Origin of the sequence: Psychrobacter sp. NPDC077938 (assembly GCF_044542635.1) — a bacterium.
In the GTDB taxonomy this organism is placed as follows: Bacteria; Pseudomonadota; Gammaproteobacteria; order Pseudomonadales; family Moraxellaceae; genus Psychrobacter.
The window spans coordinates 67860-80287 of sequence record NZ_JBITUW010000006.1; the positions used below are offsets into that span (position 1 = coordinate 67860).

The 12428-nt window shown below is 44.0% G+C and carries 9 protein-coding genes; 6 read left to right on the forward strand and 3 right to left on the reverse strand.

Annotated elements, in window-relative coordinates; all coding sequences use genetic code 11:
• The first annotated feature begins 286 nt into the window (after positions 1 to 286).
• Positions 287 to 1663 (forward strand): dicarboxylate/amino acid:cation symporter, encoded by a 1377-nt coding sequence (locus ACIGBM_RS10945; protein WP_057761609.1) that lies wholly within the window; start codon positions 287 to 289, stop codon positions 1661 to 1663.
• 118 nt (positions 1664 to 1781) lie between these two features.
• Here ACIGBM_RS10945 and ACIGBM_RS10950 read toward each other — a convergent pair whose 3' ends face one another.
• Entirely contained in the window at positions 1782 to 2537 is a 756-nt protein-coding gene (locus ACIGBM_RS10950) for a TSUP family transporter (protein ID WP_201579136.1), read from the reverse strand.
• 464 nt (positions 2538 to 3001) lie between these two features.
• Here ACIGBM_RS10950 and nhaA point away from each other — a divergent pair, with 464 nt between their 5' ends.
• From nhaA to ACIGBM_RS10965, 3 genes are all read left to right on the forward strand, one after another.
• Positions 3002 to 4204 (forward strand): Na+/H+ antiporter NhaA, encoded by a 1203-nt coding sequence (gene nhaA / locus ACIGBM_RS10955; RefSeq protein WP_102091810.1) that lies wholly within the window; start codon positions 3002 to 3004, stop codon positions 4202 to 4204.
• 225 nt (positions 4205 to 4429) lie between these two features.
• On the forward strand, positions 4430 to 5032 hold the full coding sequence (locus ACIGBM_RS10960; protein WP_397477769.1) for a DUF2799 domain-containing protein: 603 nt from the start codon (positions 4430 to 4432) through the stop codon (positions 5030 to 5032).
• A gap of 77 nt (positions 5033 to 5109) precedes the next feature.
• Entirely contained in the window at positions 5110 to 6498 is a 1389-nt protein-coding gene (locus ACIGBM_RS10965; RefSeq protein ID WP_397477770.1) for an oxygenase MpaB family protein, read from the forward strand.
• Between the two features lie 132 nt (positions 6499 to 6630).
• Here ACIGBM_RS10965 and ACIGBM_RS10970 read toward each other — a convergent pair whose 3' ends face one another.
• On the reverse strand, positions 6631 to 7365 hold the full coding sequence (locus tag ACIGBM_RS10970) for an NUDIX hydrolase (protein WP_397477771.1): 735 nt from the start codon (positions 7363 to 7365) through the stop codon (positions 6631 to 6633).
• 561 nt (positions 7366 to 7926) lie between these two features.
• Between ACIGBM_RS10970 and ACIGBM_RS10975 the strand changes: the two genes are divergently transcribed.
• The gene (locus ACIGBM_RS10975; RefSeq protein ID WP_397477772.1) at positions 7927 to 8490 is read left to right on the forward strand and encodes an NUDIX hydrolase; all 564 of its coding nucleotides are present in this window, start codon (positions 7927 to 7929) and stop codon (positions 8488 to 8490) included.
• 82 nt (positions 8491 to 8572) lie between these two features.
• Here ACIGBM_RS10975 and ACIGBM_RS10980 read toward each other — a convergent pair whose 3' ends face one another.
• On the reverse strand, positions 8573 to 11653 hold the full coding sequence (locus ACIGBM_RS10980; RefSeq protein WP_397477773.1) for an insulinase family protein: 3081 nt from the start codon (positions 11651 to 11653) through the stop codon (positions 8573 to 8575).
• Positions 11654 to 11949: 296 nt separating this feature from the next.
• Here ACIGBM_RS10980 and ACIGBM_RS10985 point away from each other — a divergent pair, with 296 nt between their 5' ends.
• Positions 11950 to 12411, forward strand: coding sequence for a universal stress protein (locus ACIGBM_RS10985; protein WP_397477774.1), 462 nt, complete (start codon positions 11950 to 11952; stop codon positions 12409 to 12411).
• Positions 12412 to 12428 lie beyond the last annotated feature (17 nt).

Genomic DNA, 12428 nt, shown 5'->3' on the forward strand with positions numbered 1-12428 from the left:
TTCATGAATATTTTGTTTCATATGGGAAACAAACCGTTTAGAATAAATATTGACTATATTATGGGCACATAGTTGTAACGAGGAATGTACATTTAGAATAAAAACAGAAAAAAATCTTGCAGTGCCCTTAGCTATTCTTTTATATTGTCCACGAAAATGTGACATCAAGCGACAATCACGGGAACTTAATAGTCATAACAAGCTTTGTAGTAAGGCTGATAAGTACAATCATGTTGGCTAATGAACACTTACTATAAAGCTGTTATGCACACAAAGGATATGAATTATGTGGAAGAATTTGGGACTGACGGGCAAGATCATTGTTGCCATGGTGCTCGGTATTGGACTGGGCCTATTTCTAAACTACTCAGGATTGAACGGCGAAGGTGGCTTTGTTAACACTTACATCACCAATGGCTTCCTTGCCATTGTTGGTAAACTATTTGTCAACTCGCTAAAAATGTTGGTCGTACCTTTGGTGCTTATCTCACTGATTTGCGGTGTATGCGGTATTGGTGATATTCGCCTACTTGGACGTATTGGTACCAAAACGTTCATTATTTATATGATAACCACTGCACTCGCTATTGCGACTGCGATTGGTCTTGGCTCGCTATTCGGTATCGGTAAAGGCATGAATATCGGAACGGAAGCCGAGTTTGAAGCTGCGTCAGCGCCGCCTCTACTTGATGTATTCTCTAACATTATCCCATCGAACCCCATCAGCGCGATGGCAAATGGCGATATGTTATCGATCATCTTCTTTGCTATTTTGATCGGTGTCAGTATCTTGATGGTAGGTAAACCTGCCAAAGGCTTAGTGCAGAGCCTAGAGCTGATCAACGAAGTCATCTTAAAGATGGTCACGATCATCATGAACCTTGCACCATATGGTGTATTTGCGCTATTAACCAAAGCAATGGCAGAGCTAGGTTTAGACTTGATTTGGTCACTACTGGGTTATGTCGCGGTATTGGTCGGTTCATTGGCCTTCCACTTCTTTGTCACCATGATGATTGTACTAAAAGTGTCTTCAGGTCTGTCTATCAAGACGTTCTTGGCAAAAATGCGTGAAGTACAGATCTTTGCTTTTAGTACCTCAAGCTCGAACGCGACGATTCCTATTACCTTGCGTACGGTTACCAAGCGTATGGGTGTGAACAACTCAGTTGCGTCGTTCACTGTTCCTTTTGGTGCTACCATCAATATGGATGGTACGGCTATCATGCAGGGTACTGCGACCATCTTTATTGCCAACATTTACGGCATTGATTTGGGCGTGACCGAATACTTAACCGTCATCTTGATGTCAGTACTGGCATCTGTTGGTACGGCTGGTGTACCTGGTGTTGGTCTAATCATGCTGTCTATGGTATTTGCTCAAGTGGGTCTACCAATCGAAGGCATCGGCCTAATCTTGGGTGTGGATCGTATCCTTGATATGCTACGTACTGCTGTAAACGTCGGTGGTGATGCTGCTGTTACTACTATCGTGGCAAAATCAGAAGGCAAAATGGATCTGGCTATTTACAACGATCCTAACGCTGGTGCAAAAGATGTATTTGATGGTCATATCGATGAAGACAATGAGCGTGAGTTCTCTGAAGTCTTTAGTGATGGCATCATGGGTAGTGAATACGATGATGTTGATCGTCGCCGCTAACCCACTCCTGCTAGATAGAAGTGCATAAAATAAAAAACCTCAGTCGAATTGGCTGAGGTTTTTTTATGATCAATAACCAGTAAATGATAATGGTTAATACGGTTCTATCAACAACTAATTAGCCAAACACATACTTGGTCAACATCGCCAGACAGACCAATACAATTACTGGACGAATCAATTTGCTACCGCCTTTAACCACCATATGTGAGCCAAAATAGGCACCGATGGTTTGCCCAACCATCATCGCTAGCCCTACTTTCCACAGTACGTTACCACCCAAAATAAAGAAGATTAACGAGCCTATATTGGTCGATAAATTCAATACTTTTGCCGCGCCTGTTGCTTCGATAATTTGACGACCACGTAATGCTACATTGCCAAGCGCGAAAAACATACCCGTACCTGGACCAATATAACCATCATAAAAACCAATCAACGGTGCCACAATTTTTTGCCATTTGCTCTCTGAGATACGCGGTGCCGCCTCTACTTCACCCAATCTAGGAGCAAATAATGTATAGATACCGATAGCCGCGATCAAAAATGGAATCACCTTTTCGAGCAAGTCAGGTGGTGACATTTGTACAGCGATGGTACCGATAACGGAGCCAATAAAAGCGGCGATAATAGCCACTTTGATTCGTTGCGGTTTGACCACCCCTTTTCTAATCATAGTAATAGACGCCGCTAGTGCGCCTGATGCCGCTTGCAGTTTATTGGTACCGAGCGTCAATACTGGTGGGATATTAGCCAGTAGCATGGCAGGGATAGTCAACAACCCGCCGCCGCCAGCGATAGCATCAATAAATCCTGCCAATGCGGCCACCGCAGTAAGCATTAAAATAATCTCTAACGAGAAAGTTAAGTCCATGACACTGACCTGCAAAATATGATAAGAAGAGAAAAGGAGTTCTGAGATAAGGCTAAAATATCGTTATCGATAAGCTGACAGCTTACCAGTGCTAGCAAAAGAAATAATGACACGTCGCACAGCGCTGCTCATTATAAAGATAAAACCGTAAAAAAAGCCAAAAACGTAACAAAGTCTGCTAAATTTGTCTAATAACATTCCGAATATACTCAGCCGAATAGCGACTTATTAAAAAGATGTAACGACTTACAACTATTGTGCTCGTCAAATCCTCTTTATAATATTGCTATTGTGAATATAAAAAAGTAGACCGTTGGCAATGGCTCAACGTATTTTGTTGTCTATATTGATAAGAGTATGAGAAACTGTTTCTGTCTATTTGCTACCCCCATATTATAGGTAGCGCAGACATTGATGGATATTTGAGGTTATTTAGTAAATTGTATTTAGCGAATGAGGATGATATGGCAATACGAAGGATTAAAGCATTTTTTGAATTTGAGGCAGCAGGCGGTATCGTCTTAGCATTGGCTGCCATTGCTGCAATGATCATTGCCAACTCCCCTCTTAATGTTTGGTATGAAGGTTTTATTCATGCACCAGTCGCCATTCAGATTGGTGAGTTTGCAATTGCCAAAGATGCTCATCACTGGATCAACGATGGTCTAATGGCGGTTTTCTTTTTCTTGGTTGGATTAGAGCTGAAGCGTGAAGTACTCATCGGTGAGCTGTCCAACGTCAAGCAAATAATACTGCCTGCAGGGGCTGCACTCGGCGGTATGATTATGCCGGCGATTGTCTATCTGCTCTTTAACTACAATGAGCCTGAGTTTTGGAAAGGTTGGGCCATTCCTGCGGCGACAGATATTGCCTTTGCACTCGGTATTTTGAGTCTCTTAGGTAATCGCGTACCAAACTCGCTAAAAGTGTTTTTGGTCTCTATTGCTATTTTTGATGACATTGGCGCGATTCTGATTATCGCTTTGTTTTATACCAGTGAGTTGTCATTAGAGTCATTGGCAGTAGCTGGTTTATGTTTGCCGTTCTTATATGTTCTTAATCGCCGTAACGTCACCAACATCACGCCATATCTGCTCATTGGTCTGATCATGTGGATTGCCGTACTCAAGTCTGGTATCCATGCAACATTGGCAGGTGTGGTATTAGCACTGTTCATCCCGATGTTCGACCGCACTGATCCTGAGCACTCTCCGCTTGAAGAGCTAGAGCACGATCTACACAATACCGTCGCCTTTGGTATTTTGCCAATCTTTGCTTTTGCCAACTCAGGTATCTCGCTCGAAGGCGCAGGTTTTGCTGAGTTATTCCACTCAGTGCCGCTAGGTATTGCCGCTGGTTTGTTTATTGGTAAGCAGTTAGGCGTCATGTTCATGTGCTGGCTAATCTTTAAACTTGGTATCTCAACCATGCCAAAAGGTATGGACTATAAGCAAATCTACGGCGCAGCTCTATTGTGCGGTGTTGGTTTTACCATGAGTTTGTTCATCGGTGGCTTGGCGTTCGCTGGCGACACTACTATGTTTGATGAGCGCTTAGGTATTATCATGGGTTCAATCGTCTCTGGTATTGCTGGTTACATCATGCTAAAAATGAGCTTAAAAGACAATGCTAGTGGTACATCGGTCGACTTGACTCGCCCGCATTAATGATTGATGAATGCTGTGAGATGTAGAGCAGTTTATAATGGTACTACTAAGACACACCACCACTTATAAGCTGCTCTATTTTATTTGTATGTACGTTATCGAGATATTTATAAGTGACTTAGCAATTAATGACAAGTCTGCATAATGTGATTGATTGCTAGCATCATTTATTTGTGTTCATAGTTATTATCGTTATCATAGTTATCATAGCTATCGGAGCTAACCATGTACCGACCTATACACCGCGTTGTACGTCAACTGGCATTAGGGTTATCTGTGTTCGGTAGTATTTATCTGCTAGCAGGCTGTGCAACACTCTCTAAGCAAGAATGTCTCGTCGGTGACTGGCAAGCTATCGGCTATAACGATGGCGTGGCAGGTTATCATTCAGACCGCTTAGCATCTCATACAAAAGCTTGTGCCAAAGCCAGTGTCGCGCCTGACTATCAGGCATGGGAACGCGGTCGTAAACTTGGCCTGCAACAGTACTGCACCATCAATAATGCCTATAACATTGGTAGACGTGGTCGTCAGTTGAACAACGTTTGCCCGATCACTATGGCCAACACATTGCAAGCGGCTAATCAAAAAGGGCTAGATTATTACGCCTTAGACAGTCAATTAGACAAAGATAATCGCCTCTTAGATACTTATCAATCAGAATTCGATAAGCTGGAAAATGGTGACATGCTAGATTTTGCTAATGAAAAAGAAGCTCGTGCACGGCTGCTATCTCTATCTGATGAGATTCGCGATATCAAACGCCGTATCCGAACAACACAGCAGCAATTAGATTCATTGAACCAATCCAGTAATTTTTACGAATGATTGTGATGCGAAGCTATCGCAATGCAAGTTTTACGTTCTAAGGCATGTCCTCACTCTGAAAACGGTACTTGATAACTATGGATAAGAAAATCATCAATACGGCAAGTACTCCAACTGACAAACCTGACTTTCCATCACCGAATGCTCAATCATCGAACACTTATCAGCGTCATGGACGTACCACTGCTATCGATGACCATAGCAATTTGCAGGTTTTAAAACGAATTAAACGTTATCTATTACCAAAAGACTTTACGATCTCGCCTGCTCTACTTGATGAGATCGTGGCAGGTTACGATATTGGCGATCCGATTGCAGACGCGCTAGCCGCTCAAAGCATAAAATTTGCGAAGCCTTTACAGCATAATATTCTTAGCGATAGTTCAAACAATAATTCTGCAAGTAATTATCTTGTAAACAATGACCTTGCAACCAATTCATCATTTAAAGCGCTCACTGAGCAATTTAGCAGCCATCCTGATTGGTTCGACCCAAAGCTTGCTCAGATAGGTGCGGTTACCTATCGGCGCTATCCATTGATGCTCATTTGGCTACTGCGTAATGTTGCTCTAATGGCAGGCTATAGCATTCCTGCCTTATCACTGCCGCTCATTCAGACAGGTGCACTGATGCACGATGCGCTACCTCGATTGATGCGTACTTATGCTTATATCTTGGCCGTGTCTGAAGACCCCTCATCTAATATGAGCACACGCAATCAAAACAAACCTATTGATCAAGTATTGGCCATTGGCTCTGAGGGCTGGCGACAATCGATCCAAGTACGTCAAATACATACTTTGGTACGGCAAAACTTACTCAAAGGGAAAGGCAATGCTGCTACAGGCGTGATACCAAACGCCGAGCAACATCATAACCCTGACGGCAGTTGGAATACTGACTATTGGGGCATCCCTATCAATCAAACCGATATGATTGCCACCCACTTACAGTTCTCGTTATTGATTATGCGCGGTCTAAGATTACTAGGCGCACGTATTAGTACAGAAGAAGCTGAAGGTATCTTACATCTATGGAACCTTGCCAGTTATTGGATGGGTGTTGATTTAGATCGTCTGCCAAAAGATGAGGCCGCATGTTGGGAATGGCTCTATACCTATCTATCGATACAGCAGCTAGACTTTAAGATGGGTCAGCCATTGGCAAAAGCATTGCATGATTTACCGCGTCAGCTCATGGGTGAAGACAATCGCCGTGGACGTTTTGTGGAAATGGTCAACGCAAGTGTCACTCGCACTTTGGTCGGTGATGATATTGGTGATGGGCTAGACTTACCAAAATCAAAGATACGCTTTGGCGTGTTGTCTTCAGTACCGATTCTTTTTGCGCTCGATACTGCACGGCAGCATAATGCGTCCGTAGCCCACAAGCTAGAAGCATTCCGTGCCAAGCGCCAAGACAATATGAACTGGTGGCTTAAAAAGAACGATGATTATTATAAGTAGATGACCATAGTCATTCCACTATAAAATCATTACTGCGTTAACCTTGTTTGAAGTATCACATATACATCTACACTCGGTTGCCTTGTACTACTTTTAAATTGAATCGACTATATTATTAATAGATGACATTTATTAGCGTTTATTTTCTACGCGGTAATACCATTCGAGCTGTCGATCAAACCCTGTTTCTAATAGGTTAGCAATTACCCGTCCTGTTAGTCCCCATACTGTCTCACCATCGACCTGCCAGCTCGGCGTCAGTATGGTAGCCATTTGCTCCTGCATCTTATACTCAATTTCATACTCTACCGTTGGTTGAGTGACTAATGACTCTAAATCTGCCCAAAAGATACGCGATATTTCTCCCGCTTCAGGTACGAGTACCAGGCCTGGGGCGATGAGTGCCACGATTGGACGTACGCTCATACCACTTTTTGAAGTTTGGATCGGTAGCTGACCAAGTAATTGGACTTTATTGGGCGGTAGCGCTGTTTCTTCACAGGCTTCACGCAATGCGGTAACGACATTATTGCCATCGCCTCGATCATGTTTACCACCCACACAAGACACCTCACCCGCATGACTATTCATATGGGCGGCACGGCGTGTTAATAATAATTTAGGCCTGCGCTCATGAGTAATCGCAACCAATATCGATGCATCGGCAATCGGTGTCCGATATAAGCTGTCTAACACACGGCTACTATGAGAGGCGTTATGAGCCTCGTACATCGCCGGACTTGTCAGCGCGTTCAATGTCTCGTGCTGTACTCGCTCGGCCAGTTTTCTGAGTGTAGGATGACGAATAAAAGTAGGTACAGCAACTGACAGGTTATCGAAGCTCACAGCCTCCGGTGGGAATAACATTATAATTGCCCTATATTTTTATCGTTATTAAGCGGTACAAACAGCATCTTTCTTATTTTCTATTATTAAAATCGCGACTAATAAATAAAACCAACAATCTATCTATCTATTGTTTTCGACCGCTCAATTTATTAGCGGCTTTGATATCAATAATTACTGAACACTCACTAGACTAGCGCAATATAATAGTGGCTGCATGCTATTTATGTGACTGATTCATTGCTTATCAATGCTCAATAACGGCCCTATTAACTAATAATAGTCAGCCTATCTGTGAAATGATGCGTTACTGTTATCGTGATTCTGTCCGTCGATAATATGTGCTATCTTAAGACGATAGCTGCTCTTTAGAATAATATCTTATATAGTCGATCTTATATAAGTCAGGTACGTTTAAGTTAGGTTTATCGTCAGGTTCACTCAGTTTACTGCTTGTGGTACTTGTCTCACCGTCCTTATGTCTAACTTATCTCGAAACGATGACAGCAGCACTTCAGAATGTAGGTCTTATAACCTATAAAAAACATCATACACAATAACTTTTATAACAAGGTAGTTGATATGCGCTATTGCCTCCAATGCGGTCATGAAGCAGAACGAAAAATCCCACCTACGGACAATATGCCGCGTTTGGTATGCCCCAATTGCCACTATATCCACTACGAAAACCCAAAAGTTATCTGTGGCTCGCTGGTGGTACATAAAAATAGAGTACTACTCTGCCGCCGTGCCATTGAGCCACAATATGGGCTATGGACGATACCTGCAGGTTTTATGGAAAATGGCGAGACCATGGCTGAAGGCGCAGCACGCGAGAGCTATGAAGAAGCAGATGCCATCGTACTGAATCCGCATCTATACTGCATTTATGACTTACCAGATATTGGGCAGATCTACTCTATCTATCTGGCCGATCTAAAAGATGGCGCGTATGGTATTGGCTCAGAAAGTCTGGACTGTGCATTATTTAGCGAAGAAGATATCCCGTGGGATACACTGGCGTTTGAAGCCATTCGCCGTACTTTAAAAAGCTATTTTGCTGATCGTAAGCAGTATAACGAGTTGTCAGAATTTCCGATTCATCAAGACAAAATTGGCAAAGATTTGAGTATCAAACGATATTAGTCAATTACCTAACCGCAAAAAGCCAAGCATGATGCTTGGCTTTTTTGTGCTTAACTTTTAATCAAAAACAAACCTAATTGTCTTAGCTCTTTATTCTACAAACTTCAAAACCAAGGCCTTTTACTGCCTCTTCTTTGTCGTAAGGCGCTAGCACTGCACGTACATGCTTTTGACCTTTCAGATATTGCTTGGCAACGCGCTGCAAATCAGCGACCGTGACGGCCAATATTGACGCACGCATTTTGCGCTGCCAGTCAACACCGCGATGATGTAGATTTGCAAAGCAGGCTTTGATTGCTTCGCCTGCAGGAGAGCCCGGCTTATCCATACCTGAAATAATACCTAAGATAGCTTCTTCCAACTGCTCATCGGTCTGTGGCTCGTTTAATAACCACTCGATACTGGCTTCAAAGTGCGCAAAGGTCTCAGCACATTGCGGATCACGATAGCTAAAGAATTTAAACGCACAAGCATTGGCATCATAGCCCGCACCGCCACCATAGGCACCGCCGCGCTCACGAATCGCACTGTGCAAATAACCGTTACGTAAGTAAGGCGCCAATACCATAAGTGCAGCGGTATCAGGATGGTCAGCAGCAGGTACAGTATAGGCACTGGCATTGTGATAGACATTGGTTGGTACTAGCCATGCTAGATCTGCAACATCTAGCACGTCGTTTTTAACATCGTCGCCACTCTCTAATGTTTTGACTGTATCAGTCGCACCATTCAATGCAGTATCTAATTGCAGGTTTGCAAACTCGCTTGGGATATTTGCTGCTGCGTTCGTTAAATCATTAGAAGCGGTCGTCGCTTGGCTGTCTTTCCAGCTATCGACGATTAAGTTACTCAAGCGTTCGGTTTGCTCTGCCTCACAGATAATAACAGCATGCTTAGGCAAACTGATCAGACGTTGATGTAAATCCATCAAGCTCGTAGCCAGTTGATTCCATTGCGCGTCGTCAGTGCTAGCATGTGCCAAGAAATCCTTAAGCGCGTTCAATGCTGGTAGGCCGCTGCGCACATATTCCAACTGCGCTTGGCGACTCATGCCACGACTGGCTGTTTGCATGGCATAAGAGTGACCAGATCCTGCTAGATTTGACTGCCAACCTGCTTGACGCTGCTGCAAGATTTCTTTGATACGGTCATGCTCAGAGAAGATACTGTGTTCCATGACTTCTTTGAGCAAATCAATCGCTTCAGGCTTACGGTTAAGCGCACGCGTTGCCACGACAAAGTAGCTGCTAATCGCTTGGCTATCATCGACGTTGGTACGCTGGCTAATACGAGCAGTCACACCAGAAGAATGCGCTGCCTGCTTGGCTTGCATCTCATGAGCGCTAAGCGTGTCCGTACCTAGCTCAGACAATAGACTTAAATAAATAGGTAGTAATGGATGATTAATCACATCATTAACTGGTAGCGCATCTGCGCTCGCTTTAGCGATTGCCTCAGTGAGCGGAACAATCACTTGATAGTAATAAATACCATTGGTGCCCGCTTCATACTCAAATAGCGTGCTGTCTTGCCCGCTCAAACGCACCTGCTTTTGCGTGCCTTCTTTAAAGCTAATATCCGTTGGTACGTCTTCTAGACCTACCTTTGGTAACAAGCTTAAATCATCTGGCGCGGCTTGACGTGCAGCCAAATCTAAGGCTTGTTGCTTTAAAATAGCTTTATCATCAACAGTCAAATCCATCGCGATAGTATCCAAACGAGTCTGCTCAGCTGCTGCCAAACGGGCTGTTTTTTCGCTATCAGGGGTCATCGTTACGCGTACACGATGCTGATTGTCCAACAGATGCGTTTTAATCAAGTTCGGTAGCCACTGCGGATCGACGACTTGCTCACGTAGCCACTGTAGATGCTCATCTACTTCCCACACGTCGATAGGGTTGCCATCATGAATGGCGGTACTAAAGCCCTCTAGCATAAGGTTTAGACCATAAGGAATGCTATCGCCGCCAATGTGACGCTGATCAATCTCAATCTGATGCAGAATGGTTTCGATTGTCTCATCATCAACTGGTGAATTGGCCACTTCGGTCAGCAAGTCAATGATGCCCTGCTCGACCGCTTCGGCATGTTCAGGGTTAGAGCCGCGCAGTCCCGTATAAAAGACCATCTCATAATGACTGTCATCAAGACCCAATAGTGGACTTGGCGCTTTACCCAGTGGATGGCTGTCAAGATAAGCACGCAATGGCGAGCCTGCATGCTCAATCAATACGCCTTCTAATAGACGCAATGCTAAGCGCTGCTTAGGATCGGTAATCGATGGCAATAACCAAGCAACCACATGATGCGTTTGATCTGGGCCGGCTTCGTCAGCAGTATAAGTATCAACCGCACTGATTGGTGCAGACAAACGCTGCTCAGGACGCGATACATGCTTTTTACCTGCTTCAAACTGAATCAAGGCATCTTCGTGTATTTTCGCTTGCGTCTCGGCAACGGGTATATTACCAAAACTCATGATCACACTATTTGACGGATGATAATGGCTCTGGTGAAACTCGGTCAGCTCAGTGTGCGTCAAGTCAGGAATATCGGCAGGATCGCCGCCTGAATTATAATGATAGGTCGTCGTTGGGAACAGATGATGAGCAACCGTATGATATAGCTGATCAATCTCGCCACTCATCGCGCCTTTCATCTCATTAAAAACGATACCTTTAAACTGCGGCTTATCATTTTCGTCCAATTCCACGCGAATGCCTTCTTGAGCAAAATCGAGCGGATGGATATTCGGGAAAAACGACGCATCTAGATAGACAGCAAGCAAGTTAAAATAGTCGTTTTTGTTTTGCGTCGCATACGGATAGGCCGTCCAATCAGCTGCGGTCATCGCATTCATAAACGTGTTTAATGAGCGCTTAATCATTGAAAAGAACGGATCACGCACTGGGAATTTGTTCGAACCACACAATGCCACGTGCTCTAAGACATGCGCCTCGCCTTTTGAATCCATTGGCTGGGTGCGAAAGCCGACCAAAAACGCATTTTCATCACTTGGGTGTGCCAGATGATAATGCATCGCTCCTGTTTTTACATGCTGACTGATCAGCACATCCATCGATAGCGCCTCAATATGGCGATGCTCAATCAGCTCAAATGCTGGATGCAAGGTTAAATCAGCAGTAAATGGCGTGTCCGTCATAGTTATCCTTATCGCTTATTATGCGTATAGTGCCCTGACTGTCAGGGAAAATAGAGTAATAAATTGGCTAAAAAAGAGTTGGCTTAGCGCTATTAGTGGGGCTGCGACATGGATAAGTCAAGGCAACAGCCATGCAATAATCCACCACATAATCTACGCGGCTATCAGCTTTAACTATTAATCCCTTATAGTTACAAATTTATAAATATCCACAATTTTGTTATGGTTTTATTACTTAACAAAGACGGCCTGCACTGCTACTATAAAGTTAACTATTAACAGGAGTGGAGTATCTTATGAGCTACCAACACGTTTTACTGGTCACTGACTTACTATCCGATGCGGACAAAGTGGCGCTAAAAGCCAAGCGTATCCTCGCAGGCTCTCCTGAAGCCAGACTGTCCGTCTTGCATATAGTCAAAGATGACATGGTACGCTTCGGTTATGAGCTCGTGCCTGCCTCTAGCCTCTCGGGTGATGTCGATAGTGAAAAGTGGCAAGAAGCACGGGCTAAATTAACGCAATTTTTGGCACGTAACGAATTAGAAGCGATCAACTCTGAGGTCACCGCTGCCATCTCTAGTAGCAAAGGTATCATTAACTACTGCCGTGAAAAAGACGTCGATTTACTTATCATTGGACGCCATGAGCGCCATGGTATCGCTGCTTGGTTGGTTGGAGCCACTGCCGATAGTATCTTGCCAAATGTCCCTTGCGACAGCTTAGTGGTGAAACTTGATCAGCCTGTCTTGGAATAATTGGCATCGCTCCCATC

Coding starts and splice junctions, on each gene's coding strand:
- ACIGBM_RS10945 (WP_057761609.1), top strand. CDS start 287: ATGTGGAAGAATTTGGGACTGACGGGCAAGATCATTGTTGCCATGGTG.
- ACIGBM_RS10950 (WP_201579136.1), bottom strand. CDS start 2,537: ATGGACTTAACTTTCTCGTTAGAGATTATTTTAATGCTTACTGCGGTG.
- nhaA (WP_102091810.1), top strand. CDS start 3,002: ATGGCAATACGAAGGATTAAAGCATTTTTTGAATTTGAGGCAGCAGGC.
- ACIGBM_RS10960 (WP_397477769.1), top strand. CDS start 4,430: ATGTACCGACCTATACACCGCGTTGTACGTCAACTGGCATTAGGGTTA.
- ACIGBM_RS10965 (WP_397477770.1), top strand. CDS start 5,110: ATGGATAAGAAAATCATCAATACGGCAAGTACTCCAACTGACAAACCT.
- ACIGBM_RS10970 (WP_397477771.1), bottom strand. CDS start 7,365: ATGTTATTCCCACCGGAGGCTGTGAGCTTCGATAACCTGTCAGTTGCT.
- ACIGBM_RS10975 (WP_397477772.1), top strand. CDS start 7,927: ATGCGCTATTGCCTCCAATGCGGTCATGAAGCAGAACGAAAAATCCCA.
- ACIGBM_RS10980 (WP_397477773.1), bottom strand. CDS start 11,653: ATGACGGACACGCCATTTACTGCTGATTTAACCTTGCATCCAGCATTT.
- ACIGBM_RS10985 (WP_397477774.1), top strand. CDS start 11,950: ATGAGCTACCAACACGTTTTACTGGTCACTGACTTACTATCCGATGCG.